The following is a 26,307-nucleotide window of genomic DNA, read 5'->3' on the forward strand; positions in this document are numbered from 1 at the left end:
AGAGTGTTTTACAAAGCGGGTACAGGAAAGGAAGAAAATATGTTTCAGAAATTTTTCCCAGATGAATATCTGGATTCTACTTATCTCATAGATTTCGATGCTCTTTACAAAAAGGGGTACAGAGGCGTCATTTTCGACATTGACAATACTCTGGTTCCCCACGGGGCACCGGCAGACGAAAAGGCAGAGGCTCTTTTTGCCGGACTGAAAAACACAGGCTTTCAGTGCTGTCTGTTGTCCAATAATCAGTATGAGCGTGTCAGCTCTTTTAACCAGAACATTCAGGTACATTTTATTGAAAACGCCCATAAACCTTCCAGGAAGAATTACCGAAAGGCCATGGAACTTATGGGAACTTCTCTGGAAAACACGATTTTTGTGGGAGACCAGCTTTTTACAGATGTTTACGGGGCAAAGAGAACGGGAATTTACAACATTTTGGTAAAGCCCATTCATCCAAAAGAAGAGATTCAGATTGTATTAAAGCGGAAACTGGAAAAAATCGTGCTGTATTTTTATAAGAAAGAGCAAAGAAAGAGAAAAAACAGTTGAAAATTGCCCGGATGTATTATAAAATGAAGTACAGTGGAAAAAACACAGGTTTTCCCAATGGACGAAATAAGGAGGAATATCATTATGATATCAGCAGGAGATTTTAAAAATGGTCTCACACTGGAAATTGATGGTAACGTAGTACAGATTATGGAATTCCAGCACGTTAAACCAGGTAAAGGTGCTGCATTCGTTAGAACAAAATTAAAAAATGTTATCAGTGGCGGAATTATTGAAAGAACTTTCAGACCAACTGAAAAATTCCCACAGGCTCGTATTGAACGTGTGGATATGCAGTATTTATACAGCGATGGCGATTTGTTCAACTTCATGAACAATGAAACTTATGACCAGATTGCAATCGGCCAGGATACAGTAGGCGATTCTCTGAAATTCGTAAAAGAGAACGAAACTGTAAAAGTATGTTCTTACAACGGAAGCGTATTCGCGATTGAACCGCCATTATTCGTAGAACTGGAAATCACAGATACAGAGCCGGGCTTTGCCGGAAATACAGCGCAGGGCGCAACAAAACCTGCAACTGTAGAGACAGGAGCCACAGTATATGTACCTCTGTTCGTAAACCAGGGCGATGTTATCAAAATCGATACAAGAACAGGAGAATACCTGTCCAGAGTATAAGACAGATATAAGAATCCGGGGGCGGTGTCTTTGGCGTATCCGTCCCGCGGATTTGACTTGAAATTCTTTTTACATTTCTGATTTTATTTTTATTCACACACATTCGTGAAAGATTTTTCCAGATACAAACAGGAAGTGATATAAAGCAGCAGCAGGGAAAGTCCGTCTGGCACACCAGGTACTTTTTCTGTTCTGATTTATATAAATAATTATTTCAGAAAGGAAAAATATGTATGGACTATGAAACTTTCAAAACAGAACTATTGGAGGTGCTGCAAAGAGCCGCAGGAGAAAAAAAGGAAGTATCTTTGCACCAGATAGAGAAAAATAACGGCGTTTTACTGGATGGCATTATTATCCGTAAGGAGGGAAAAAACATAGCCCCCACCCTTTATCTGGAAGAACTGTATGAGGCCTGGGAAGAAAACGCCTCTATGGAAGAACTGGCAAAGGAAATTCTGGCATTTGAAGAATTGCAGAAGCCGGAGACAGAGATTTCCATGGAGAATTTTGAAGATTACGGACAGGCCAGAACCAGAATTTATTATAAACTGATTAATTACGAAATGAATCGGAAACGCCTGGACAAAATGCCGCATATAAAATATCTGGATTTGGCAGTGGTTTTTTATTACCGGGTGGAAGGGGGAAACTTTCACGGGGCCACGGTGTTAATCCACAACTGCAATCTGGAAGCCTGGGGCATTACCAGACGTTGTCTGCTGGAAGACGCCGTGCACAATACCAGCCGGAAGCTTCCCTACACACTTCAGGGAATGGAAGCCCTGATTGCAGAGCTTACCGGAGAAAGCCCGGAATTTTCAAGGGAAGAGGAACTGATGTATGTGCTGACCAACAAAGAAAAATGTTTTGGCGCAGCAGTTATCCTTTATCCTCATGTCTTAAGTCATATCGCAGGTCTGCTGCGGGGGAATTTCTACATTCTTCCAAGCAGCGTTCATGAATGTATTCTCGTCCCGGACCGGGGACAGTATTCCCGTTTGGAGTTAAAGAAAATGGTGAGAGAGGTGAATGAAAAACAGGTAGAAGAGGAGGAGATTCTCTCTAATGAGGTTTATTATTATGACAGGAAAAAAGCCGCTCTTATGATGTAAAAGTGGGGGCTGACACCCTGTTTTTGGGATGAACAGGGTGTCATTTCCCCAAAATGCGTATAGGTCTTTACATTTTACAAAATGTGTGGTATGATAACCAAGATGTAACAATCACAGGCACTCGTAGCTCAGGGGATAGAGCAGTGGTTTCCGGTACCACGTGTCGGGGGTTCGATTCCCTCCGGGTGTGTTTTGTGCTTTGGGGAGAGCATAGGGATAAGGGAATATAAGGAGGAAAGGTATGTTAGACAATTTCAGAGAATGGCTCTCAGATAATCTGAGGTATATTCTTCTGGGTCTGGCAATTCTGCTTGCTCTTGTCTTATTATTTTTTGGCGTCAAAGCTTTAACCGGAGGATTTTCTGATGAAAAGCCAAAAGATACGGAGAAAAAGACAGAGCAAAAGAAAGATTCCACAGATTCCGATGAAGCAGAGAAAGACGATGCGGATAAGGAAGATGAGAATGCTCTTGAAAAGAATGCATACCCTGAAGTAAATGCCCTGATTGAGTCCTTTTATACAGCATGGGGACAGAAAGACGTCGCCAAGATGAAAGAATTAACGGATAACTTCGATGCCACAGATGAGGCAAAGGTAACCAATGCGACGTATATTGAAAGCTATGATAATATTGTAGTTTACACCAAGCAAGGACTGGAAAAAGACAGCTATGTAGTTTTTGTTTCCTATGACTTGAAGTTTAAGGATGTGAAAACAGCAGCGCCGGGACTTTCAGAGCTCTATGTTATCAAAAATGACAGCGGAAATTATGTGATTCACAACGATGACAGTGATGCGGAAGTACAGGAATGTATCGAAAAGACCAGACAGGAAAAAGATGTGATGACGCTGATTGAAGATGTGGAGAATAAACTGAATGAAGATATGGCGTCTGATGCAGAGTTAAAAGCCTTTGAAGAAAAGTTAGGTAAGGAAGTGAATACCGCGCAGATGGCAGACAACGGCGATATGCTCACGGCAAAGGAAGACTGTAATGTGCGTGCGGATTCCACGACCAATGCAGAGATTCTGGGAAGGCTGAAAGCCGGCGACCAGGTGAAGAAGCTGGAAAACGGAGAAGACAACTGGATTAAAGTGGAGTATAACGGGCAGGAAGCCTATGTATATGCGGATTTACTGCAATAAGAGTATAGAAAAGAGAAAATGAGGAACAGGAATTTCCTGCTCCTCATTTTTTTGCAGTGGCGTCCAAACTGCCGTCTTCTTTCAGAAAATAGGATTTTCCGTCAATGGTAATCCAGCCTGTGGCCATGGTGCCGTCTTCATTAAAATAATATTGTTTGTTGTCGATTTTTCTCCAGCCTGTCATAAGCTGTGCATTGGCAAGATAATATTTTTTGCCGTTTTGTTCTACCCAGCCGTTTTTCAGTTCGCCTTCTGCAGTAAGGAAGTACCATTTTCCACTGTCCTGGAACAGTCCGGTTTTGGCGCTGCCGTCTTTGTCAATGAAGTACCATTTATTGTCCTGTTTCATCCAGCCGGAAGATGCCAGAATACCTTCTTCATTGAGAAAATATTTCTTCCCGCTGACGGTTACCCAGCCTTTTAATTCTTTGCCGTCTTTGTCTACGAAATGCTTTTGTCCTTCCTCTTCAATCCAGGCATTGGTTACCTTGGAACCGTCCTGGTCCATATAGTAGCGGTCATTGCCGTTGGTAATCCAGCCTGTAGCCATAGTGCCGTCCTCCCGGAAGTAATAAGTTTTGCCGTCAATATCCTTGAATCCTACAGTCAGGGCACCGGTATCATCACGATAGTATTTTTTGCCGTCATTTTCCGCCCAGCCGGAGGATACAGAGCCGTCCTCATTAAAGAGATGCTGTGCGCCGTCGATTTCCGTCATGCCCACAGCCATGACGCCATTGCTTTGAAAATAATATTTTTTATTTTCAATATCTGCCCAGCCGATGGTGGGAGAGCCGTCTTCTAGCAGGTAATACTTCCCGTTTTCGTCTTCAAACCAGCCGGAAACCGGGGAACCGTCAGAATTGCGGTAATAGAGCTTGCCCTTATCCTGCACCCAGCCTGTTTTCACATAGCCTTTGGAATCAAAATAGTAGGTCACATTGTCCAGTACCTTGCTGTCATTTTGAATCACAGAGCCGTCATGGTAGACATAGCGTTTACCGGTTGCATTGTAAACCCAGTGGTCCTCCTTCATGGCCTCCTGCCTGTTTTCGTAAGCAACCAGATAGTTTCTTACCAGTACACAGGCAAAGGGCGGGGCCAGAACAAAAAAAGCACCCAGAAGAAGAACGAACACGGTAAGAAAAAATCCCTTTTTTGTAACTTTCATGCTGTCTCCTCTTTTGTCAGTCAGACTGTCCTGTCAGTCCGCCTTAAAGTTTTCGTTGCCGTTCTTATTATACCTTGAATCATGGGAAAATAGCAACCGGGTTTGGAAGAAATCTTTCCTTTACCGGGGAAATTGTGGTATAATAGTCCCACATTGTGCAGACCGTATACCAGCGTTGGGCGGTAAAAAAAGGGAGATATTATGCGTTTAAATAAGTATTTAAGTGAGGCAGGAGTCTGTTCCAGAAGAGAGGCAGACCGTCTGGTGCAGGAGGGCAGAATTCTCATAGACGGCGAACCGGCGGCCTTAGGAACCCAGGTGGAAGACTCCAGCCGGATTCTCATAGATGGGAAAGAAATCCGCAGAGAAGAGAAAAAGGTGCTTTTGGTTTTTCATAAACCCAGAGGAATTGAGTGTACCACAGACTTGCGTGTGAAAAAAAACGTGATTTCTTATATAAATTATCCAATACGGGTATATTATGCAGGAAGGCTGGATAAAGACTCCGAAGGACTGCTGCTTCTGACCAATCAGGGCGAACTGGTGAACCGAATGATGAAAGCAGGCAATGGCCACGAAAAAGAGTATGTGGTTACCGTAGACAGGCCGGTGACGGAAGAATTTTTGGCGGCCATGGGAAAGGGTGTCCCCATTCTGGGAACCGTTACCAGAGCCTGCAAAGTTACAAAGGAAGGAGAGCGCAGTTTTCGGATTGTGCTGACCCAGGGTTTGAACCGGCAGATACGGCGAATGTGTCATTATCTTGGATATGAAGTGAAGCGTCTGAAACGTGTGCGGATTATGAATGTCTGTTTGGGAGACCTGGCTGTAGGACAGTATCGGGCAGCCACCGGGGAAGAAATGGAAGAGCTCACCCGGCTGTTAGAGAAACGTGAGCAGGAGAAAAAGGCAGGAAAAGTGCAGGAAACCTATACCGGAGGAAAGCCTGTAAAAAACGCGGGAAAATACAGAACCCCTGTCAAAGACAGGAAAGGACTACATCAGGGACAACAAAAACGGAGGTTTGAGAAACATGGATAAGATGCAGAGAATGAAAGAACTGATTCCCATGCTGACGGAGGCCGCAAAGGCCTATTATCAGGAAGACCGGGAAATCATGAGCAATTTTGAATATGACAGATTGTATGACGAACTGGTAAAGCTGGAGGAAGAGACAGGAGTCACCCTTGCAGGAAGTCCTACGGTCTCTGTGGGATATGCGTCATTAGAAGAACTGCCGAAAGAGGCCCACGAAAGTCCTATGCTTTCCCTGGATAAGACGAAAGACCGGGAAACGCTGCGGCAGTTTGTGGGAGAGCATAAGACCCTGCTTTCCTGGAAACTGGATGGCCTTACCATTGTACTGACGTATCGGAATGGAAAACTGGAAAAAGCAGTCACCAGGGGAAACGGAACCGTGGGTGAGGTGATTACCAACAATGCCAGAGTGTTTAAAAACATTCCTCTGCAGATAGGATATCAGGGAGAACTGGTGCTTCGGGGAGAGGCCATTATCACGTATTCTGATTTTGAAAAAATCAACCGGCAGATAGAGGATGTGGATGCCAGATATAAAAATCCGCGGAATCTGTGCAGCGGTTCAGTACGGCAGTTAAATAACGAGATAACCGCCAGGCGAAATGTGCATTTTTACGCGTTTTCTCTGGTAAAGGCTGAGGATGTGGATTTTCAAAATTCCAGAGAGCAGCAGTTTCTGTGGCTGAAAGAACAGGGCTTTGAAGTGGTGGAATACCGGGTGGTGACGGCAGCTGCTCTGGATGAGGCTATGGAGTATTTTGCCCATCAGGTCGCAGAGAACGATTTCCCTTCCGATGGACTGGTGGCGCTGTATGACGACATTGCCTATGGAGAATCTTTAGGAAGTACGGCAAAATTCCCCAGAAATGCCTACGCCTTTAAGTGGCAGGATGAAATCCGGGAAACTGTGTTAAGAAAAATTGAGTGGAGTCCCTCCAGGACGGGTCTTATTAACCCGGTGGCCATATTTGACCCTGTAGAACTGGAGGGAACCACTGTCAGCCGGGCCAGTGTGCACAACATCAGTATTATGAAAGAAATGCAGTTGGGAATTGGGGATAAGATACAGGTTTATAAGGCTAACATGATTATCCCACAGATTGCGGAAAACCTGACCCGCAGCGGAAATCTGGAAATTCCCAATATCTGCCCGGTGTGCGGACAGGAAGCCAGGGTGCAGAAGACCAATGAAGTAGAATCTCTGTACTGCATGAATCCCCAGTGTCAGGCAAAGAAAATCAAGTCTTTTACCTTATTTGTCAGCAGAGATGCCATGAACATTGACGGGCTTTCCGAGGCTACACTGGAAAAATTTATTCAGAAAGGCTTTATTAAGGACTTCGGAGATATTTTTGAAATAGACCGGTACCGGGAAGAAATTGTGGGAATGGAGGGCTTTGGCGAGAAGTCTTATGAAAATCTCATGGTAAGTCTGGAGAGAGCCAGACACACCACACTGCCCCGGCTTTTGTACAGTTTGGGAATTGCCAATATTGGACTGGCCAATGCCAAGGTTATCTGTAAAGCCTTTGATTATGATATAGAACGGCTCATTGCAGCTACAGGGGAAGAAATCAGTGACATAGAAGGCATTGGGCCTGTGATTGCCAAAACCTATACCGAATATTTTAAGGATGAGGAAAATCAGAGAAAGCTTCGTCATCTGCTGTCTCATCTGGAACTGGAAACTGTGAAAAAAGAGGAAAATTCCTCTCTGGAAGGCAAACAGTTCGTGATTACCGGCAGTGTAGAACACTTTGCCAACCGGGCACAGCTAAAAGAATATATTGAAGAGAGAGGCGGCAAGGTGACGGGAAGCGTAACCTCCAAAACCCATTATCTGATTAACAATGATACAACTTCCAATTCTTCCAAAAACAAAAAAGCCAAGGATTTGGGAATTCCTATACTGTCGGAGGAAGATTTTTTGAAAATGGCAGGAGAGTGACAGGGCATGATAGACAAAAACGAAATGAAAAAAAAGGGCATGAAAGGGGTAAAAACCATTATTTTTGGAAGAACCTTGATTGTGGTTTTTGCGTTTTTGGTACAGTTTGCCCTTCTGACAGCCATTTATATATGGCTGCGGGAGTACAGTTATATTTTTTATCTGATATTTATTGTGCTCAGCGTCAGCGTTGTGCTCCATTTGTTTAACAGCAGCGGCAGTCCGGAGTTTAAACTGGTCTGGATGCTTCCGCTGATTATTTTTCCGGTATTCGGCGCCTTATTTTACCTTTATGTGTATACACAACTGGGAACGAAAATGCTGTTTCGGAGACTGCGCTTTCTCTCCGGGTATACAAAGCAGTACGTACCACAGAATATGCAGGTAAAGGCCCGGCTGAAAGAGCGGAATCCGCAGATGGGGCATTTTGCAGATTACATGGAGGAATATGACAACTCACCGGTCTATGATCACACGCAGGTTACCTATTATCCTCTTGGGGATGACCAGTTTGTAGATATGCTGGAGGAACTGAAAAAGGCAGAGAAATTTATTTTTCTGGAGTTTTTCATTGTGGAAGAAGGGGAAATGTGGAACAGTATTCTGGATATTCTAAAGGAAAAGGCGAAAGCAGGCGTAGAAGTCAGAGTCATGTATGACGGTATGTGCGTGTTGGCTCTGCTGCCTTACTTTTATCCAAAGGTTTTGCAGGCTCAGGGAATCCAGTGTAAGATGTTTGCCCCTATCCGTCCTGTTTTTTCCACTTATTACAACAACAGAGATCACAGGAAAATCATGGTAATTGACGGAAAAGTTGCTTTTACAGGAGGAACGAATCTGGCTGACGAATATATCAACCGCAAAGTACGCTTCGGACACTGGAAGGATACGGCTGTGCGGCTGAAGGGGAAGGCAGCGGAGCGTTTTACTTATATGTTTCTGGAAATGTGGAACGTTACCGAGATGAAGGAAGAACATTATTTGCGTTATAAGACTCCGGAAAATTTTTCCATGCCCAATGACGGTTTTGTGATACCTTATGAAGTAAGCCCTTATGGAAAAGAGCGAGTGGGTAAAAAAGTTTATCTGGATATTTTAAACACAGCCGAGAAATATGTACATATTATGACGCCGTACCTGATATTGGATTACGAAATGATAATGGCTCTGACCTATGCGGCAAAAAGGGGCATTGACGTGGCTATTATTATGCCTCATATACCAGATAAAATATATGCCTTCGCAGTGGCGAAAACGTATTACAATGAACTTTTGGACGCAGGTGTGAAGATTTACGAATACGAGCCGGGATTTGTACATGCCAAGGTATTTGTTTCTGATGACACAAAGGCCGTGGTGGGAACCATCAATCTGGATTACAGAAGCTTGTTCCATCATTTTGAATGTGGGGCGTTGCTGTATGAAAATTCTCAGATTGCTGCGGTAGAGGAGGATTTCCGGAATACCTTGAAAAAATGTATCAAAATTAAGGCCGGAGATTATCAGAAGCAGAAGCTGTACATGCGTGTAATCGGAAAGGTGCTTCGTATGTTTGCGCCGTTGATGTAGTTTGAAACGAAGGGTTCAGAAATATTTCAAATACAATGAAAAAATGCAGTGGAAAGGAAGAAAAAATATGCCTATTAAAATACAGAGTGATTTACCCGTAAAGGAGATTCTGGAAAAGGAAAATATTTTCGTCATGGACGAAAAAAGAGCAGTACACCAGGATATCCGTCCCATTCAGATTTTAATTTTAAATCTGATGCCCTTAAAAGAGGAGACAGAGCTGCAGCTTTTGCGTTCTCTGTCAAATACACCGCTGCAGGTGGATGTTTCCTTTATGATGGTCAGCAGCCATACCTCGAAAAATACGGCAACCAGTCATCTGAATAAATTTTATCAGACTTTTGAAGACGTAAAGGGACACAAATACGACGGAATGATTATAACAGGGGCGCCGGTAGAGCAGATGGAGTTTGAAGAAGTGGACTACTGGGAAGAAATGAAGAAAATCATGGAATGGACGAAAACAAATGTAACTTCCACCATTTATCTTTGCTGGGCGGCTCAGGCAGGACTGTATTATCACTACGGACTGCGCAAACGGCAGATGGACCATAAGGTCTTCGGGCTTTTCAACCATAAGGTACAGAACCGGAAAATACCTCTGGTAAGAGGATTTGACGATGTTTTTCTGGCTCCTCATTCCCGTCACACAGAAGTTCCGGCAGACGATATTCACAACTGCAAAGAGCTTACCGTGTTGGCAGAATCCGAGGAGGCAGGGGTGTTCCTGGCTATGGCGAAAGAAGGACGGCAGATTTTCGTTATGGGACATCCGGAATATGACCGGGTGACTCTGGATGGAGAGTACAAACGGGATTTGGGAAAAGGACTGCCTATTGATATGCCTAAGGGATATTATCCGGGGGATAATGCAGACAATAAACCGCAGCTTTTGTGGAGGTCTCATGCCAATAATCTGTATACCAACTGGCTGAATTATTACGTCTATCAGATGACTCCATATGATTTGGAGGGAACCCCGTTTTCAAGTGGGAATCAGGAGAACTGTTAAACCCAGAAATATCGTAGAAGCAAGAGTGCAAAAAAGCATGATATCAATAGCGATGTAAAGCGGGTCAATACATATCAAAAATATTTGATTTATATATTGACAAGAAAATGAAAAAGTATTAATATAAACACATCAAAAATATTTGATGTGAGGAGTGAGGATAATGACTGATTTTTCAAAGGATGCTAAAATCTTCAAGGCTTTTTGTGATACAAAAAGGCTAACGATTTTAGATTACTTAAAAAGTGGCGAAAAATGTGCGTGTGTTCTAATTGAAAAAATGAACATAGGACAGTCAGCATTATCTTATCACATGAAGATACTTTGCGACTCTGGTATTGTTACAGCACGGCAAGACGGCAAATGGACGCATTACAGTCTTAGCAAAAGTGGAAGCGAATATGCGTCAAAACGATTGTTAGAATTAACGACACCAAATAGTGAAAATCAGTCAAACTGTTGTAAATAAAGGTCATCGAGAGGTGGCTTTTATAAAACACTTTCACATCAAAAAAAGTTGATATGTTAAAGGAGAGATTTTTTGGAAGCATTAAGTTCAATATGGTTATTTTTCCAAGACCAAATATTAGGTATGAAATGGTTGAATGATTTTATTGGTAACGGACTGTCACTGCTAGGTTTAGACCTGAACGGTCGCTTAGGCGGAAGTGTTCAATTCTTCTTGTATGATGTAATCAAGATTACCATTTTGTTATGCCTGTTGATTTTCTTTATCTCGTATATACAAAGTTATTTTCCGCCAGAACGAAGTAAGAGAATATTAGGTCGTTTTCATGGTATAAGAGCAAATATGGTATCTGTATTATTGGGAACTGTTACACCTTTTTGCTCATGTTCTTCTATCCCCTTATTTATAGGATTTACAAGTGCAGGACTGCCGCTGGGAGTAACTTTTTCTTTTTTGATTTCATCCCCTATGGTTGATTTAGGAAGTCTTGTATTGTTAATGAGTATTTTCGGCGCTAGGGTTGCTCTTGCTTATGTCATGGTTGGTCTGATAATTGCTGTGATTGGCGGTACTTTGATTGAAAAATCGCATATGGAAAGGTATGTAGAAGATTTTGTGAAAAATGCAAGCAGCGTTGACATTACCTCTCCTACCTTAAACAAAAAAGACAGAGTTCAATATGCGAAAGAACAAGTTGCAGGAACATTCAAAAAGGTATTTGCATATATTCTGATTGGCGTGGGGATAGGAGCAATGATTCATAACTGGATACCTGAAACATGGATTGAAAGTATTTTAGGAAGTAACAATCCATTTGGTGTTATTTTAGCCACACTGGTAGGAATTCCTATGTATGCTGATATTTTCGGAACAATTCCGGTTGCAGAAGCTTTGCTTGCCAAAGGTGCTGAATTAGGTACGATTTTATCCTTTATGATGGCAGTGACAACATTAAGTTTACCGTCCTTAATTATGTTAAAGAAAGCAGTAAAGCCAAAACTATTAACGTTATTTATTGCCATTTGCACATTTGGCATCATAATTGTAGGTTATCTCTTTAATTTTTTTAGTACACTATTTATGTAAAGGGAGCGAATAAAATGAAATTGTTTGGAAAGAAAAAAGAAACAAAAGCATGTTGCTGTGGTGGAAACGGCACATCACAAACTATGCGAAATGCAGAAAACAAGAAGCGTGAAAAAGGAATTAAAATACTCGGTTCGGGTTGTGCAAAATGTATGGAATTGGAAAGAGCAACCAGAACAGCATTATCTGAACTTCAGTTAAATTATGAGGTTGAACATATTACAGATTTTGCAGAAATTGCAAGTTATGGAGTGATGGCTACACCGGCATTCGTGCTTGACGGCGAAGTTATATCGTATGGAAAAGTGTTGACAGTAGAAGAAGTTAAAGTATTATTGACAAAAAAATAAAACAGTGAAAGGCAGTTATTTATATGAAAAAACCTAAAGTAGCTTTTTTGTGTGTTCATAACTCTTGCCGTAGTCAAATTGCGGAAGCATTGGGGAAACATCTTTCTTCCAATGTCTTTGAAAGTTATTCAGCAGGAACAGAAACAAAGCCACGAATCAATCAGGATGCAGTTCGCCTAATGAAAAAAATGTATCAGATAGATATGGAGAAAACACAATATTCCAAACGGTTATCTGAAATACCGCAAGCAGATATTGTGATTACCATGGGGTGCAATGTAAATTGTCCTATAATACCATGTAAATACAGAGAGGATTGGGGCTTAAATGACCCTACTGGAAAGGACGATGTTGAATTTTCAAAAACGATACACAAAATCCATTCAAATGTACTGGAGTTGGCTAAAAAAGTAGAAAGTGGACTGCTTACTTAAAGTTTGGCAATAGGATGAGTCATATCAGTACGCCAGTATGACGGAAATGCATGTTCTTTATCTGCCCTATGTAAAGAAGGAGATGAGCAGAAGCAATCCTTTTTTGTATCAAAATTACCGTCTTTTATACATCATGGTGTTTTAAAAAGACTTTTATAGTATAATCAGATTGTAGTATGCATTATGCTCAAAAAGTTGAAAGAAGGGATTTCATGAAAGTGGAAAAAAGCAAAGGGGATAAGCTGGCAGATATTTTTTGTATTTTGCTGCTTATCAGTCAGATGTTATATGTGCTGGTATCCTGGGGAAAGTTTCCGGATACCATACCGGCACATTACAATGCTGTTGGAGAAATAGACCGTTGGGGTGGAAAAGGGGAAATTCTGATAGAGCCGGCGCTGTCCTGCCTGCTTTATCTTTTTCTGCGAGTGGCAGAACGGTATCCTCAGATATGGAATACAGGGGTTACTGTGACAGAGGCCAACAGAGAAAGAGTCTATGGTGTTTTGCAGCACCTACTCAGTACCATGAAAGCAGAAACCGTTTTTATATTTACGGTTCTTACCATAAAAACAGTATCTGGAACCGCGCTATCTGTGTGGTTTTTTCCTATCACGATGGGAATGCTGTTTGGCAGTCTGTTTTTCTGGATTTGGAAGCTTGTGAAAGTAAAATAAGATATACGGTTTGATACTTGACAAGTCAATTATGGATTATTATAATGAGAATTGACTTGTCAAGAAAAAGGAGGAAATATGGAAAACCGTGTATTGGGAAGAAGTATTGCCATTCTTCATCGGCGAGAGCAAAAGTATATGATTCAGACCATGAAGGAATACGGTATTGGCTATTCCAGTTATAATTTTTTGTTTTATTTATCAGCAAATCCGGGCTGCAGCCAGAAGGAAATGTGTGAAAACATGGCAGTAGATGAAGCTTTGGCAGTGAGAATGATGAAAAAGCTTCAAGAGCAGGGATTAATTGAGAGAGAGAAATCTGTAGAAAACGGAAGATCTTATGCTATTTATCTGACTGAAAAAGGAGAAGAGATTATTCCAAGACTGCGAAATGCCCTTGCCGGATGGTGGACACAGGTTTTATCCATACTGTCTGAGGAGGAACAGCAGAGGATGATAAGCGGTGTGGAAAAAATGGCACAGCAGTCTCGGGAAGTTCTGCAAAATGCAAAAGAACGGAAAGCAGAAAATACCATAAAAATGCAGGAGGAAGGAAAAAGAACAGATGGGAGAAAAACAGAATAATCCATTGGGGACAGAAGCTATAGGAAGTTTGCTTGCCAGATTTGCCGTTCCCAGTATTATCGCTATGCTGGTAAGCTCGCTGTATAACATTGTGGACCAGTTTTTTATAGGCAGAAGCGTGGGAATGCTGGGAAATGCAGCGACAAATGTGGCTTTTCCTTTGAGCATTACCTGTACGGCGCTGGCGCTTTTATGCGGCATCGGAGGCGCAGCAAATTTTAACCTTTCTATGGGACGGAATGAAAAGGAGAAGGCAGTGAAATTTGCCGGAGGTGCTATTGGCATGATGCTGACGTTGGGAATTTTGCTGTGCATACTTGTCCGGATATTTCTGGAGCCTATGATGCGGGCTTTCGGAGCTACGGACCAGATTTTGGATTATGCGCTGACGTATACGGGAATTACCTCTCTGGGATTTCCGTTTTTGATTGTTACGACAGGGGGCAGCAATCTTATCCGGGCAGACGGCAGTCCTAAATTTTCTATGATTTGTACTCTGACAGGAGCAATTATCAATACGATTTTAGACCCGTTATTTATTTTCGTATTGGATATGGGGATGGCAGGTGCAGCCTGGGCAACGATTATCGGACAGATTGCTTCGGGAATTATGGTATTGATATATTTTTCCAGATTTAAAACCGTGCATATTCCCCTGAAAACCCTGATTCCCTCTAAATCGGCCTGGATTCCTGTTATTTCTCTGGGAGTTGCACCCTTTTGCAATCAGCTTGCTATGATGATTGTGCAGATTGTCATGAATAATACATTGACGCATTATGGAGGACAATCTTCTTACGGAAGCGATATTCCACTGGCCTGTGCAGGAATTATTTCTAAGGTGGGTATGATTTTCTTTGCTATTGTCATCGGAATTTCCCAGGGAATCCAGCCGATTATCAGTTATAATTACGGCGCCGGAAATTATGAACGCGTCAAGCAGACCTATAAAAAGGCGGTGACAGCTGCTTTGGGAATTTCGATGGTGGCCTTTTTGCTTTTTCAACTGGCGCCAAGGCAGATTATTGGAATTTTCGGTTCTGGAAGTGAGGAATATTTTCTGTTTGCAGAAAAATTTTTCCGGATTTATATGTTTTTTACCTTTATTAACGGAATTCATCCTATTACGGCAAACACCTTTACGTCTATTGGAAAGGCAGGAAAAGGCGTTTTTTTGTCCCTTACCAGACAGATTATCTTTTTGCTGCCACTGCTGATTATCCTTCCCGTATTTGTGGGGATTGAAGGTGTTATGTTTTCTGCGCCTGTGGCGGACGGCATTGCTGCATTGTTGTGTATTTTCTTTATTACGAAAGAATTTAAGCATATGGGAACTGTGGCTGGAACCGTGTGATAAAAGATTTTCAGGTATACAAGAAACCTGTGGGGAAACGAAAGTGTGTCGCATTTTTCCCCACGGGTTTGTTTATTATTCCGATATTTTCATGAATGGAAGTTCATGCTATAATGTAAAAAAGCATTATTTTCTTAAAATCATCTATACGCAGAGCATACTTTTGTTTTGCAGGTCTTATTACAATTCTGTTTTCGGAAAATTCATGCTTTCATCCAACAGCAAGCAGGAGATTCCGAAAAGCGAATCTCCAGAAAATAAAAAAGAGGAGGATTCGTATGAAATTGCAACCAGAAGCTGCAAAAAAGGGCAGTGAGCAGTTGTTACAATGGCATCCTGCATTTTTTGCAGGCCTTCAGATTGAATTTGGGAATGAGGCAAAGTATCTGCAGTTTGAGCAGGAACATCAGCTGGGAACAAAGCCTATGTCCATTGACGTTCTGATAAAAAAAGATAGAAACCGAAGTATTCATAAGAATATTGGAAGAATTTTTCGGGAACACAATATTATAGAATATAAAGGACCGGGAGACTATTTGAGTGTAGATGATTTTTACAAGGTGTATGGCTATGCCTGCTTTTATAAGGCGGATGCGACCAGAGTCAATGAAGTCAGAATAGAAGAATTAACGATTTCCTTAATCAGTGAGGGCTATCCTAGAAAACTCCTAAAGCATTTACAGGAGGACAAAGGGCTGCAGGTCATAAAAAAGGAAGAGGGAATTTACTATATAACGGGAGATAAAATTCCTATGCAGTTGATTGTCACTGGAAAATTGTCGGCAAAAGAGAATTTATGGCTGCGAAATCTCACCAATCATTTGGAGGGAAGACAGGCAGCCAGGGAATTGTTGGAAGACTACAAAAATCATGATAAGAATCCACTGTATAAGTCTGTTATGAATATTATTGTACGCGCGAATAAAAAGGAATTTCAGGAGGTAAAAGATATGTGTGAGGCATTAGAAGAATTGATGCACGATGAACTGGAGGAGAGAAGACGGCTGGGAATGCAACAGGGAATACAACAGGGAATACAGCAGGGCGAAAACAGAGTAAATGATTTGAATATGCGTTTATCCAAACTGGGAAGGACAGATGATATTCTGAAAGCTGCAGCGGACAAGGGGTACCAGAGAAAACTGTTCCAGGAATTCGGTCTGTAAGGTGGAGTGTTTGACTGCAATATTCAGGTGCCTGAATTGTAAAAAGGTGCTGTCTCCCGGGAAACAGCACCTTTTTACTCTAAGCCATATATTTTTTCAAAGTAGCTCTTACTGCGCCTTTTCCGGCGATTTCTTCTAAGAACATTTCTTCAATTCTTTCACCGATTCCAGCTTTGTATAAGTCAATACCGAAGATGTTTTCATTGGAAAGAATGGATTTTAACTGTCCGTTGTAGGAAGCAGGATTTCCAACTTCAATTCCGTCCAGAGCTTTTGTCAGTTCTTCCAGCATGGGGTCAGCGGAACGTTCAAAAGTATTTCCTTCATCATCTACACCCAGAAGATATCTGCACCAGCCTGCGATAGCCAGAGGAATTGCAGTTAATTTCTTTGCATCTCCGTACTGAGCCACATAGGACTTGATAGTTTCACCGTAGCGGATACCAACTTTCTGTGAAGTATCGGTTGCAATACGCTGTGGTGTGTCAGGCATAAACGGGTTCGGAATACGAACATTGATGACTTCGTTTACAAAATCAGCAGGAGAGAGGATACCAGGGTCTGTTACAACCGGCATGCCTTCTACAGGACCGATTTCGTGAACCAGCTTGTTTAACTGTTCGTCTTTCATTTCATCTGCAATGAGAGTGTAGCCTAATACACAGCCGTATACAGCCAGAGCCGTGTGCAGTGGATTCAGGCAGGTAGTAACTTTCATACGCTCTACTTTGTTTACCGTATCGCGGTCTGTAAGGTAGACGCCTGCTTTTTCCAGAGCTGGTCTTCCATTGGGGAATTTGTCTTCAATTACCAGGTACTGTGGTCCTTCTGCATTTACGAAAGGTGCAATGTAAGTTCTCTTGGAAGTAATGACAGGGGCGATTTCTTCTACGCCTGCTTTTTCCAAGTCTGCACATACAGAATCTGCTGGTCTTGGTGTGATTTTATCAATCATGGACCATGGGAAGGAAACCTGTTTTTCGTCAGACAGGTATGCTACAAAGCCTTCTTCTACAAAGCCTTTTGCAGCCCATTCTTTTGCCATAGTTAAGATGGAATTCTGCAGTTTTTCACCGTTGTGAGAGCAGTTATCCATGGAAACAACAGCCAGAGGCGCTTTGTTTGCTTTGTAACGCTCATTTAACAGCGCACATACAACAGCCATAGCAGAACCTGCTTTTTCAGGACCGTTGTCAATATCTGCCTGAATGAATGGGAAGAAGTTTCCGTCAGCGCCCTTTAAAGCATATCCTTTTTCTGTGATAGTAAAGGATATCATCTGCAGCACTGGATTTACAAAAATTTCTTTCAAACGATTCCATTCTTCCGGAACATTAGACTGTGCTTTGATAGCTTCTGTAAGAGAACCAAGCACTTTTTTATCTGTAGAGCCGTCTGCTTTTAAAGTAACGGCCAGTACCAGATTGTCGTATGGTTTGTAGATTTTATCTACTACGTCAAAGTCAAAAGTTTCCACGCAGGTAATACCTTTGTCGGCTTCTCCCTTTGCAAGAAGTGTGTCAGCCAGTCCGCCGATGAAAATACGGAAGATGTTTCCTGCACCAAAGTGTACCCATGTAGGCGCGTTCTTTGTGTTCGCTACAACTTTTTCTACATCATAGGAAGGGAGAGCAATCCCTGCTGCTTCCCATTCCTGTGTATTTTTCAGACCTTCTAAAGTTAATTTCATGATTTTTTCCCTTTCTTATTTGGATTCTTTGCAGGCTGCTTCCCATAAGCCGCACAGGTAAGCGGCACCAAGAGCGCGGTCATATAAGCCGTATCCGGGCATTGCTTTTTCGCCCCAAATCATACGTCCGTGGTCTGGGCGGATTGGTCCGTCAAAACCTGTGTCATGAAGGGCTTTCATAACTTTGTACATATCAAAGGTTCCGTCCGCGCTTAAGTGAGCGCTTTCTTCGAAGTCACGCATACCATCGTTGAAACGAAGGTTTCTTACATGTGCAAAGTGGATTCTGCCTTTTAACATGTGGATAGTGTCGATTAAATCGTTGTTCAGGTTTGTTCCGTAAGAGCCCATGCAGAAAGTAACACCGTTGTGTTTGTTTGGAACCATGTCCATCATACGTTTCAGTTTTGCCTGAGAAGAGATAATACGAGGCAGTCCGAATACGCTCCAGGATGGGTCATCCGGGTGAATAGCCATGTTGATGTCATATTTGTCACATACCGGCATAATCGCTTCCAGGAAATATTTCAGGTTGTCAAATAATTTGTCTTCGTCAATGTCTTTGTAAAGTTCAAAGAGTTCTTTTACTTTTTCCATACGTTCCGGTTCCCAGCCAGGCATTACGGTTCCGTTCATATTGTCTTTGATGGAATCGAACATGTTGTCTGGGTCCATTTTGTCTACCGTGTCCTGATTGTAAGCAAGAACAGTAGTTCCGTCTTCTCTCATTCTGGCCAGTTCTGTTCTTGTCCAGTCAAATACGGGCATGAAGTTGTAACATACCATATGAATATCTGCTTTTCCGAGATTTTCCAGTGTTTCAATGTAAGCGGCAATGTCTTTATCTCTTTCCGGTGCACCTGTCTTGATAGCATCGCTTACGTTTACACTTTCGATACCTGCAAGGTGAAGCCCTGCATCTTCTACTTCTTTTTTCATTGCCAGAATTTCTTCCAGTGTCCATACTTCTCCAGGCAATTTGTCATAAAGAGTTGTGATGATTCCTTTTACATAGCAGCTCTGCTTAATCTGCTCCAGAGTTACAGTGTCGTGTCCTGTGCCGTACCAGCGCATTGTCATTTCCATAGTCAAGTTCCTCGCTTTCGCATGTATTTTTTATAGTTATTATTATAGATTATCCGAAAAAAATTCCTATTGATAAGATTGTTGTATATATTGTAAAAGTTGCGGTTTTGTATTAAAATAGGTGCATAAAGAAGAGAGGAGTGTGCCTCATTATGAAAAAAAACTATAAGACAGAATTTTTAAAACGCCAATATATGTTGTCCAGAGATTATGAAATTTATTATTACAGCGACAGTCATTTGGGCAATGTGGACAGCCATATACATAAATATTATGAAATGTATTTTTTCCTGGAAGGCAGTGTGTCTATTCTGATTCGCGATAAGCTGTACAGACTGGAGCCGGGAGATGTGGTTATTCTGCCGCCGGGAATTCCCCATAAAGCAGTGATTCACGACCAGGAACATCCTTACAGCCGCTTTGTATTCTGGATTAGTGTGGAATATTATCAGCGTTTGCGGCAGATGTCAGAGGATTATTATTATCTGGTTCAGCGTGCAGCGGAAAAGAAGCAGTATGTGTATCACAACAGCACAGTGGAATTTTCCGGTATCCAGTCTAAAATATTTCATCTGATGGAGGAGATTCATGCAGAGCGCTATGGAAAAGAAGCGCGGATTTTCATCAATATCTGTGATTTGCTTCTCCATTTGAATCGTATGGCCTATGAAAAAAACAACCCGGGGAAAATAAAGGAGGACCAGAACCTTTACCGGAATATTCTGCAGTACATTGACGACCATCTGGAACAGGATTTGTCATTAGAGTATCTGGCCGGAGAGTTTTATGTGAGTAAATATCATATTGCCCATATTTTTAAAGAAAATACAGGAATTTCGATTCACCAGTATATTATGAAAAAACGTCTGGCTGCTTGTCAGAACGCTATTTTGGGAAACATCAGTATCAGCCGGGCCTATCTGATGTTTGGTTTTAAGGATTATTCCAGTTTTTACCGGGCTTTTAAAAAAGAGTTTGGGATTTCGCCAAAAGAATACAAAGACTTGAAAATACAGATAGGAATGAAAGAAGAAAAACTGCCGCATTAAGTTGCTTTTGCTTCATGCGGCAGCTTCGGGAAGTTTAGTTGTCTTCCTCGGTCATAGTGTAAACCTGACGTTTTCTTGCCATTTCATCGCTTGCAAGATATTCGTCGTAAGTGGTAATTTTGTCAATTAATACGCCGTTTGGAAGAATTTCCATAATACGGTTTGCAGTGGTCTGTACAATCTGGTGGTCGTGAGAGGCAAAGAGAATCACACCTGGGAATTTCATCATACCGTTGTTTAAGGCTGTGATGGATTCCATATCCAGATGGTTGGTAGGTTCATCGAAAATCAGAATGTTTGCCCCGGAAATCATCATTTTGGACAACAGACATCTTACCTTTTCCCCACCGGAGAGTACCCGGACTTTTTTCACACCGTCTTCTCCGGGGAAGAGCATACGGCCAAGGAAACCACGGACATAAGTGGCGTCCTTGATTTCAGAATATCCGGTGAGCCAGTCTGCAATGGTTAAATCATTGTCAAATTCTTTGGTGCTGTCTTTTGGGAAATAGGCCTGTGTGGTGGTAACGCCCCATTTGTAAGTACCTTCATCCGGTTCCATTTCTCCCGTTAAAATCTGGAACAGAACAGTTTTGGCGCGTTCATTGCCGCCTACAAAAGCCACTTTATCCTCACGTCCCAAAGTGAAGGTCAGGTTATCCAGAATTTTTACACCGTCAATGGTTTTGGACAGACCTTCTACCATAAGTACTTCGTTTCCGATTTCGCGGTTTGGACGGAAGTCGATATAAGGATATTTACGGCTGGAAGGACGCATGTCGTCTAACTGAATTTTTTCCAGCGCACGTTTTCTGGAAGTCGCCTGCTTGGATTTGGAAGCATTGGCGGAGAAACGGGAAATAAATTCCTGCAGTTCCTTAATTTTTTCCTCTTTCTTACGGTTGGCTTCTTTCATCTGTTTGATGAGAAGCTGGCTGGATTCATACCAGAAATCATAGTTTCCGGCATAAAGCTGGATTTTGCCGTAGTCAATATCAGCAGTATGGGTACAGACTTTGTTTAAGAAATAACGGTCATGGGATACCACGATGACCGTATTTTCAAAGTTAATCAAAAATTCTTCCAGCCATTCGATAGCGTCTAAATCCAAATGGTTCGTAGGCTCGTCCAGAAGCAGAATGTCAGGGTTTCCAAACAGGGCCTGTGCCAGAAGAACTTTCACCTTTTCACTGCCTTTTAAGTCAGCCATAAGGGCATAGTGTAAATCAGTGTCAATGCCCAGTCCGTTTAAGAGCATAGCGGCGTCAGATTCTGCTTCCCAGCCGTTCATTTCTGCAAATTCGCCTTCCAGTTCACTGGCCCGGATGCCGTCTTCGTCTGTGAAATCTTCTTTTGCGTAAATGGCTTCTTTTTCCTTCATGATGTCATACAGACGCTGATTTCCCATAATAACTGTGTCAAGGACAGTGAAAGAGTCGTATTTGAAGTGGTCCTGCTGCAGGAAGGAGAGACGCTGTCCCGGTGTAATGGTAATATTCCCGTTCGTGGTTTCCAGCTGTCCGGAAAGGATTTTTAAGAATGTGGATTTTCCGGCTCCGTTGGCACCAATAAGACCATAGCAGTTTCCTTCTGTAAATTTAATATTGACATCTTCAAACAGTGCTTTCTTACCGATTCGTAATGTGACATTATTTGCTGCAATCATGTTTTATTCATACCTCACTTAATCAAAAACAATTTTAATGCGTAATCTCTTTTATTTTACCGTAAAACCTGGATTTTGCAAGTGTTTCTTGCGAAAAATACTTGATAAATACAGTACAGATAGTTATAATTACATTTATATTAGGAAGTTAACAACAAAAGAAGGGGAAATATCATGCTGATTACGAGAGAATGTGACTATGGCGTAAGGATTGTCCGTGCCCTGGCAAATGGTGAAAAGATGTGTGTCAACCAGGTATGTGACCAGGAGGGGCTTACACCGGCGTTCGTATATAAAATACTGAAAAAACTGGAAAAAAAGGAAATTGTAAAGTCTTTTCGGGGAAGCAACGGCGGCTATGCGCTGAAGCGGTCCATAGAGGAGCTGACGCTTCTGGATATTTATCTGGCGGTAGAGCCGGACTTTTATATGATAGAATGTATGAATCCCAAGAAGCCCTGTGTACACAATCAGGAGGACTGTGGCTGCAGGGTGCACAGGGAATTGGAAAGAATACAGGGTGTTTTGCTGCGGGAATTGTCTGCAAAATCTATTGCGGAAATTATGGCAGGGGAAGTTTCAGAAGAAAAATAAGCCAAAAGCAGGAGAGGGCATGTTTTTTTGGGAAAACATTTGATTTTCTTATGTTTTACAAATGGACATGCACTTGAAATCGTGCTATAATTTCTTATAGACTTCGTGAGCGAAGTGGAATATTGTTAAAAAAACAACAATTTTCAAGGAGGAAAAAAATCAAATGGCTAGAAAGATGAAAACCATGGATGGTAACCATGCAGCAGCTCATGCTTCATATGCTTATTCAGATGTTGCGGCTATCTATCCGATTACCCCTTCATCCGTAATGGCAGAAGCTACAGATGAGTGGGCAACACAGGGAAGAAAGAACATTTTCGGACAGGAAGTACAGGTTACAGAAATGCAGTCTGAAGCTGGTGCTGCTGGTGCAGTTCACGGCTCTTTGGCAGCAGGTGCCCTGACTACTACATATACAGCATCTCAGGGTCTTCTGTTGATGATTCCAAACCTTTACAAAATCGCTGGTGAGCAGTTACCGGGCGTTATCAACGTATCTGCTCGTGCTTTAGCAAGCCATGCACTGTCTATCTTCGGAGACCACTCTGATGTTTATGCATGCCGTCAGACAGGCTGCGCTATGTTATGTGAATCTTCTGTACAGGAAGTTATGGACTTAACACCGGTTGCTCATTGCTCCGCAATCAAAGGGAAAGTTCCATTCATTAACTTCTTCGACGGATTCCGTACATCTCATGAAATCCAGAAGATTGAAACATGGGATTACGAAGATTTAAAAGACATGGTAGATATGGACGCTGTTGACGCATTCCGTAAACACGCTTTAAATCCAAATCACCCATGCCAGAGAGGTTCTGCTCAGAACCCGGATATCTTCTTCCAGGCAAGAGAAGCATGTAACCCATACTATGATGCATTACCTGCATTAGTACAGGAATACATGGACAAAGTAAACGAAAAAATCGGTACAAACTATAAATTATTCAACTACTACGGTGCTGAAGATGCTGAACACGTAATCATCGCTATGGGTTCTGCTTGTGAAACAATTGAAGAAACCATCGATTACTTAATGGCAGCAGGCAAAAAAGTTGGTCTTGTTACAGTTCGTCTTTACAGACCATTCTGCGCGGAAGCATTAGTAAACGCTATTCCGGATTCTGTAAAACAGATTTCTGTATTAGACAGAACAAAAGAACCAGGTGCTCTTGGTGAACCATTATACTTAGACGTTGTTGCTGCATTAAAAGGCACAAAATTCAACGATACACCAATCTTCAGCGGACGTTACGGATTAGGTTCCAAAGATACAACACCGGCTCAGATTGTTGCTGTATACGAAAACACAACAAAAGAAAAATTCACAATCGGTATTGTGGATGATGTTACAAACTTATCTCTGGAAGTTGGCGCTCCTCTTGTTACTACACCGGAAGGAACTATCAACTGCAAATTCTGGGGATTAGGAGCTGACGGTACTGTTGGTGCGAACAAAAACTCCATCAAGATTATCGGTGACAACACAGATATGTATGCACAGGCATACTTTGATTATGACTCTAAAAAATCCGGTGGTGTTACAATGTCTCACCTTCGTTTTGGTAAGAGCCCAATCAAATCCACATATCTGATTAGACAGGCAAACTTTGTTGCATGTCACAACCCGTCTTATGTGAACAAATACAATATGGTTCAGGAATTAGTGGACGGCGGTACATTCTTATTAAACTGCCCATGGGATATGGAAGGCCTTGAAAAACACTTGCCGGGACAGGTAAAAGCATTTATTGCCAACCACAATATCAAATTCTATGTAATTGACGGTATTAAGATTGGTAAAGAAATCGGACTTGGCGGACGTATCAACACAGTTCTTCAGTCTGCATTCTTCAAACTGGCTAACATCATTCCGGAAGATCATGCTATCGAATTAATGAAAGCTGCTGCAAAAGCAACTTACGGAAGAAAAGGTGACGCTATCGTTCAGATGAACTATGACGCTATCGATGCAGGTGCAAAACAGGTTGTTGAAGTTCAGGTTCCGGAAAGCTGGAAAGACTGCGTTGATGAAGGTCTGTTTATGGCACATGCAGAAGGCGGACGCGGCGACGTTGTTGATTTCGTAAACAACATCCAGGCAAAAGTAAATGCTCAGGAAGGTAATACATTACCTGTATCTGCATTCAAAGATTACGTTGACGGTACTACCCCATCTGGTTCTTCTGCATTTGAAAAACGTGGTATTGCAGTGGATATCCCTGTATGGCAGCCGGAAAACTGTATCCAGTGTAACCGTTGTGCATATGTATGTCCTCATGCTGTTATCCGTCCGGTTGCTATGACTGACGAAGAAGTAGCAGCAGCTCCGGAAGGAATGAGAACATTGCCTATGACAGGTATGGCTGATTACAAATTCGTTATGACTGTATCTGCTTACGACTGTACAGGATGTGGTTCTTGTGCTAATGTCTGCCCAGGTAAGAAGGGTGCAAAAGCGCTTGTTATGGCAAACATGGAAGCAAATGCAGGCGAGCAGAAATTCTTCGATTACGGTGTAACATTACCGGTTAAAGAAGATGTTATCGCTAAATTCAAAGAAAATACAGTAAAAGGTTCTCAGTTCAAACAGCCGTTACTTGAGTTCTCAGGAGCTTGTGCAGGTTGTGGAGAAACACCTTACGCTAAATTAATCACACAGTTATTTGGTGACAGAATGTACATTGCTAACGCAACAGGCTGTTCCTCTATCTGGGGTAACTCCTCACCATCTACACCATACACTGTAAACGCAAAAGGACAGGGTCCTGCATGGTCTAACTCTCTGTTCGAAGATAACGCTGAATTCGGATACGGTATGTTATTAGCTCAGAAAGCTATCCGTGGCGGATTAAAAGAAAAAGTTGAGTCTGTAATGGCTTACGAAGGATCTTCTGAAGAAGTAAAAGCTGCTTGTCAGGAATGGTTAGATACATTCGGAAGCGGAATTACAAACGGTGCAGCTACAGATAAATTAGTTGCAGCATTAGAAGGTGTTGATTGTGACGTATGCAAAGACATCGTTAAGAACAAAGACTTCTTAGCTAAGAAATCCCAGTGGATCTTCGGTGGTGACGGTTGGGCATACGACATCGGTTTTGGTGGCGTTGACCACGTATTAGCTTCCGGACAGGATATCAACGTTATGGTATTCGATACAGAAGTTTACTCCAACACAGGTGGACAGTCTTCTAAATCTACACCGACAGGTGCTATCGCACAGTTCGCAGCAGGCGGTAAAGAAGTGAAGAAGAAAGATATGGCTTCTATCGCTATGAGCTATGGTTATGTATACGTTGCTCAGATTGCTATGGGTGCAGACTTCAACCAGACTGTAAAAGCAATTGCTGAAGCGGAGGCATATCCGGGACCATCTCTGATTATTGCTTACGCTCCATGTATCAACCATGGTATCAAGAAAGGTATGAGCAAAGCTCAGACAGAAGAAGAATTAGCAGTTAAATGTGGATACTGGCACAACTTCCGCTTCAACCCAGCAGCAGAAAACAAATTCTCTCTGGATTCTAAAGCACCAGCAGCAGAAGGATACCAGGAATTCTTAGACGGAGAAGTTCGCTACAATTCTCTGAAACGTTCTAATCCGGAAAAAGCAGCTAGACTGTTTGCTAAGAATGAGTCTGAAGCTAAGGAAAGATACGAATATCTGAACAAACTGGTTACTCTGTACGGAAAAACAGAAGAGTAATTCCATTAACTGAAATGTTATAAATGTGTCCAAACGGTTGAAAGGACTCCCTCCCGCAGGCGACTGCGGGGAGGGAGTCCTTTTTGATGTGGACTTTAGTCTGTTTCGCCCATTGGAGTTTTTCGTTGATCCGAAAAATGGAGATGGGCGAAACAATAATCCACCCGCTATGCGGGTGCGCGTCGATTGTTATACAAAAAAATT

23 protein-coding genes and 1 tRNA gene are annotated in these 26,307 nt (G+C 42.1%); 20 read left to right on the forward strand and 4 right to left on the reverse strand.

Going from position 1 to position 26,307, the window contains the following annotated elements; translation table 11 throughout:
• Window positions 1–39 precede the first annotated feature (39 nt).
• The 5 genes from WBS51_RS11830 (at window position 40) to WBS51_RS11850 (ending at window position 3,456) form a co-directional block, all read left to right on the forward strand.
• Window positions 40–552: a YqeG family HAD IIIA-type phosphatase gene (locus WBS51_RS11830; RefSeq protein ID WP_291681361.1), complete on the forward strand. Its 513-nt coding sequence runs from the start codon at window positions 40–42 to the stop codon at window positions 550–552.
• Window positions 553–636: 84 nt separating this feature from the next.
• Window positions 637–1,194 carry an elongation factor P gene (gene efp, locus WBS51_RS11835; protein WP_173747687.1) on the forward strand — a complete coding sequence of 186 codons (558 nt, stop codon included), beginning with the start codon at window positions 637–639 and terminating at the stop codon, window positions 1,192–1,194.
• A 233-nt stretch (window positions 1,195–1,427) separates the two neighbouring features.
• Window positions 1,428–2,309: a DUF5688 family protein gene (locus WBS51_RS11840; protein WP_173747685.1), complete on the forward strand. Its 882-nt coding sequence runs from the start codon at window positions 1,428–1,430 to the stop codon at window positions 2,307–2,309.
• A 117-nt stretch (window positions 2,310–2,426) separates the two neighbouring features.
• Window positions 2,427–2,499, forward strand: a tRNA-Arg gene (locus WBS51_RS11845).
• A 51-nt stretch (window positions 2,500–2,550) separates the two neighbouring features.
• Entirely contained in the window at window positions 2,551–3,456 is a 906-nt protein-coding gene (locus tag WBS51_RS11850) for an SH3 domain-containing protein (protein ID WP_294461652.1), read from the forward strand.
• A gap of 43 nt (window positions 3,457–3,499) precedes the next feature.
• On the opposite strand, the gene WBS51_RS11855 is transcribed toward WBS51_RS11850, so the two are convergent.
• Window positions 3,500–4,627 (reverse strand): N-acetylmuramoyl-L-alanine amidase family protein, encoded by a 1,128-nt coding sequence (locus tag WBS51_RS11855; protein WP_294461649.1) that lies wholly within the window; start codon window positions 4,625–4,627, stop codon window positions 3,500–3,502.
• 201 nt (window positions 4,628–4,828) lie between these two features.
• Between WBS51_RS11855 and WBS51_RS11860 the strand changes: the two genes are divergently transcribed.
• The 12 genes from WBS51_RS11860 to WBS51_RS11915 all read left to right on the forward strand — a co-directional run bounded on the left by WBS51_RS11860 (window position 4,829) and on the right by WBS51_RS11915 (window position 16,315).
• Complete coding sequence (locus WBS51_RS11860; protein WP_173747679.1) at window positions 4,829–5,668, forward strand: pseudouridine synthase; 840 nt, start codon at window positions 4,829–4,831, stop codon at window positions 5,666–5,668.
• Window positions 5,661–7,613: an NAD-dependent DNA ligase LigA gene (gene ligA / locus WBS51_RS11865; protein ID WP_173747677.1), complete on the forward strand. Its 1,953-nt coding sequence runs from the start codon at window positions 5,661–5,663 to the stop codon at window positions 7,611–7,613. Before WBS51_RS11860 ends, ligA begins: the two co-directional genes overlap by 8 nt.
• Window positions 7,614–7,619: 6 nt before the next feature.
• Window positions 7,620–9,182, forward strand: a complete 1,563-nt coding sequence (gene cls / locus WBS51_RS11870; protein ID WP_330489618.1) for a cardiolipin synthase — start codon at window positions 7,620–7,622, stop codon at window positions 9,180–9,182.
• Between the two features lie 67 nt (window positions 9,183–9,249).
• Entirely contained in the window at window positions 9,250–10,194 is a 945-nt protein-coding gene (gene metA / locus WBS51_RS11875; RefSeq protein ID WP_173747675.1) for a homoserine O-acetyltransferase MetA, read from the forward strand.
• Between the two features lie 163 nt (window positions 10,195–10,357).
• Window positions 10,358–10,663, forward strand: a complete 306-nt coding sequence (locus WBS51_RS11880; RefSeq protein ID WP_173747673.1) for an ArsR/SmtB family transcription factor — start codon at window positions 10,358–10,360, stop codon at window positions 10,661–10,663.
• A 72-nt stretch (window positions 10,664–10,735) separates the two neighbouring features.
• Window positions 10,736–11,749: a permease gene (locus tag WBS51_RS11885; RefSeq protein ID WP_294461643.1), complete on the forward strand. Its 1,014-nt coding sequence runs from the start codon at window positions 10,736–10,738 to the stop codon at window positions 11,747–11,749.
• A gap of 14 nt (window positions 11,750–11,763) precedes the next feature.
• Window positions 11,764–12,099, forward strand: coding sequence for a thioredoxin family protein (locus WBS51_RS11890; protein ID WP_173747669.1), 336 nt, complete (start codon window positions 11,764–11,766; stop codon window positions 12,097–12,099).
• A gap of 23 nt (window positions 12,100–12,122) precedes the next feature.
• Window positions 12,123–12,533, forward strand: coding sequence for an arsenate reductase ArsC (locus WBS51_RS11895; protein WP_173747667.1), 411 nt, complete (start codon window positions 12,123–12,125; stop codon window positions 12,531–12,533).
• A 212-nt stretch (window positions 12,534–12,745) separates the two neighbouring features.
• Window positions 12,746–13,210 (forward strand): DUF1648 domain-containing protein, encoded by a 465-nt coding sequence (locus WBS51_RS11900; RefSeq protein WP_173747665.1) that lies wholly within the window; start codon window positions 12,746–12,748, stop codon window positions 13,208–13,210.
• A 78-nt stretch (window positions 13,211–13,288) separates the two neighbouring features.
• A complete protein-coding gene (locus WBS51_RS11905; protein WP_173747663.1) occupies window positions 13,289–13,795 on the forward strand; it encodes a MarR family winged helix-turn-helix transcriptional regulator in 507 nt (168 codons plus the stop codon).
• On the forward strand, window positions 13,776–15,149 hold the full coding sequence (locus WBS51_RS11910; RefSeq protein ID WP_294461638.1) for an MATE family efflux transporter: 1,374 nt from the start codon (window positions 13,776–13,778) through the stop codon (window positions 15,147–15,149). The genes WBS51_RS11905 and WBS51_RS11910 overlap by 20 nt, the downstream gene beginning before the upstream one ends.
• A gap of 278 nt (window positions 15,150–15,427) precedes the next feature.
• Window positions 15,428–16,315, forward strand: a complete 888-nt coding sequence (locus WBS51_RS11915; protein WP_173747659.1) for a 3-isopropylmalate dehydrogenase — start codon at window positions 15,428–15,430, stop codon at window positions 16,313–16,315.
• A 79-nt stretch (window positions 16,316–16,394) separates the two neighbouring features.
• Here the strand turns inward: WBS51_RS11915 and WBS51_RS11920 are convergent, their stop codons facing one another.
• Window positions 16,395–18,005: a mannitol dehydrogenase family protein gene (locus WBS51_RS11920; protein WP_291681339.1), complete on the reverse strand. Its 1,611-nt coding sequence runs from the start codon at window positions 18,003–18,005 to the stop codon at window positions 16,395–16,397.
• Window positions 18,006–18,020: 15 nt separating this feature from the next.
• Window positions 18,021–19,091, reverse strand: a complete 1,071-nt coding sequence (gene uxuA, locus WBS51_RS11925) for a mannonate dehydratase (RefSeq protein ID WP_173747655.1) — start codon at window positions 19,089–19,091, stop codon at window positions 18,021–18,023.
• 152 nt (window positions 19,092–19,243) lie between these two features.
• Here uxuA and WBS51_RS11930 point away from each other — a divergent pair, with 152 nt between their 5' ends.
• Window positions 19,244–20,140 carry a helix-turn-helix domain-containing protein gene (locus tag WBS51_RS11930; RefSeq protein WP_294461633.1) on the forward strand — a complete coding sequence of 299 codons (897 nt, stop codon included), beginning with the start codon at window positions 19,244–19,246 and terminating at the stop codon, window positions 20,138–20,140.
• A gap of 34 nt (window positions 20,141–20,174) precedes the next feature.
• Here the strand turns inward: WBS51_RS11930 and WBS51_RS11935 are convergent, their stop codons facing one another.
• Window positions 20,175–21,806, reverse strand: coding sequence for an ABC-F family ATP-binding cassette domain-containing protein (locus tag WBS51_RS11935; RefSeq protein ID WP_291681336.1), 1,632 nt, complete (start codon window positions 21,804–21,806; stop codon window positions 20,175–20,177).
• A 174-nt stretch (window positions 21,807–21,980) separates the two neighbouring features.
• Here WBS51_RS11935 and WBS51_RS11940 point away from each other — a divergent pair, with 174 nt between their 5' ends.
• Both WBS51_RS11940 and nifJ read left to right on the forward strand, forming a co-directional pair.
• Window positions 21,981–22,400 carry an RrF2 family transcriptional regulator gene (locus WBS51_RS11940; protein WP_173747649.1) on the forward strand — a complete coding sequence of 140 codons (420 nt, stop codon included), beginning with the start codon at window positions 21,981–21,983 and terminating at the stop codon, window positions 22,398–22,400.
• A gap of 163 nt (window positions 22,401–22,563) precedes the next feature.
• Window positions 22,564–26,103: a pyruvate:ferredoxin (flavodoxin) oxidoreductase gene (nifJ, locus tag WBS51_RS11945; RefSeq protein ID WP_302702842.1), complete on the forward strand. Its 3,540-nt coding sequence runs from the start codon at window positions 22,564–22,566 to the stop codon at window positions 26,101–26,103.
• Window positions 26,104–26,307: the final 204 nt, after the last annotated feature.

Source organism: Blautia acetica (genome assembly GCF_038739805.1).
Classification (GTDB): Bacteria; Bacillota; Clostridia; order Lachnospirales; family Lachnospiraceae; genus Blautia.

Excerpts from the sequence above, each read along its gene's own strand:
- cls (WP_330489618.1), top strand. The coding sequence starts at position 7,620 with ATGATAGACAAAAACGAAATGAAAAAAAAGGGCATGAAAGGGGTAAAA.
- WBS51_RS11860 (WP_173747679.1), top strand. The coding sequence starts at position 4,829 with ATGCGTTTAAATAAGTATTTAAGTGAGGCAGGAGTCTGTTCCAGAAGA.
- WBS51_RS11830 (WP_291681361.1), top strand. The coding sequence starts at position 40 with ATGTTTCAGAAATTTTTCCCAGATGAATATCTGGATTCTACTTATCTC.
- WBS51_RS11855 (WP_294461649.1), bottom strand. The coding sequence starts at position 4,627 with ATGAAAGTTACAAAAAAGGGATTTTTTCTTACCGTGTTCGTTCTTCTT.
- metA (WP_173747675.1), top strand. The coding sequence starts at position 9,250 with ATGCCTATTAAAATACAGAGTGATTTACCCGTAAAGGAGATTCTGGAA.
- WBS51_RS11890 (WP_173747669.1), top strand. The coding sequence starts at position 11,764 with ATGAAATTGTTTGGAAAGAAAAAAGAAACAAAAGCATGTTGCTGTGGT.
- WBS51_RS11850 (WP_294461652.1), top strand. The coding sequence starts at position 2,551 with ATGTTAGACAATTTCAGAGAATGGCTCTCAGATAATCTGAGGTATATT.
- WBS51_RS11920 (WP_291681339.1), bottom strand. The coding sequence starts at position 18,005 with ATGAAATTAACTTTAGAAGGTCTGAAAAATACACAGGAATGGGAAGCA.
- WBS51_RS11910 (WP_294461638.1), top strand. The coding sequence starts at position 13,776 with ATGGGAGAAAAACAGAATAATCCATTGGGGACAGAAGCTATAGGAAGT.
- WBS51_RS11895 (WP_173747667.1), top strand. The coding sequence starts at position 12,123 with ATGAAAAAACCTAAAGTAGCTTTTTTGTGTGTTCATAACTCTTGCCGT.
- efp (WP_173747687.1), top strand. The coding sequence starts at position 637 with ATGATATCAGCAGGAGATTTTAAAAATGGTCTCACACTGGAAATTGAT.
- ligA (WP_173747677.1), top strand. The coding sequence starts at position 5,661 with ATGGATAAGATGCAGAGAATGAAAGAACTGATTCCCATGCTGACGGAG.
- WBS51_RS11905 (WP_173747663.1), top strand. The coding sequence starts at position 13,289 with ATGGAAAACCGTGTATTGGGAAGAAGTATTGCCATTCTTCATCGGCGA.
- nifJ (WP_302702842.1), top strand. The coding sequence starts at position 22,564 with ATGGCTAGAAAGATGAAAACCATGGATGGTAACCATGCAGCAGCTCAT.
- WBS51_RS11840 (WP_173747685.1), top strand. The coding sequence starts at position 1,428 with ATGGACTATGAAACTTTCAAAACAGAACTATTGGAGGTGCTGCAAAGA.
- WBS51_RS11900 (WP_173747665.1), top strand. The coding sequence starts at position 12,746 with ATGAAAGTGGAAAAAAGCAAAGGGGATAAGCTGGCAGATATTTTTTGT.
- WBS51_RS11935 (WP_291681336.1), bottom strand. The coding sequence starts at position 21,806 with ATGATTGCAGCAAATAATGTCACATTACGAATCGGTAAGAAAGCACTG.
- WBS51_RS11880 (WP_173747673.1), top strand. The coding sequence starts at position 10,358 with ATGACTGATTTTTCAAAGGATGCTAAAATCTTCAAGGCTTTTTGTGAT.
- WBS51_RS11940 (WP_173747649.1), top strand. The coding sequence starts at position 21,981 with ATGCTGATTACGAGAGAATGTGACTATGGCGTAAGGATTGTCCGTGCC.
- WBS51_RS11915 (WP_173747659.1), top strand. The coding sequence starts at position 15,428 with ATGAAATTGCAACCAGAAGCTGCAAAAAAGGGCAGTGAGCAGTTGTTA.
- uxuA (WP_173747655.1), bottom strand. The coding sequence starts at position 19,091 with ATGGAAATGACAATGCGCTGGTACGGCACAGGACACGACACTGTAACT.
- WBS51_RS11930 (WP_294461633.1), top strand. The coding sequence starts at position 19,244 with ATGAAAAAAAACTATAAGACAGAATTTTTAAAACGCCAATATATGTTG.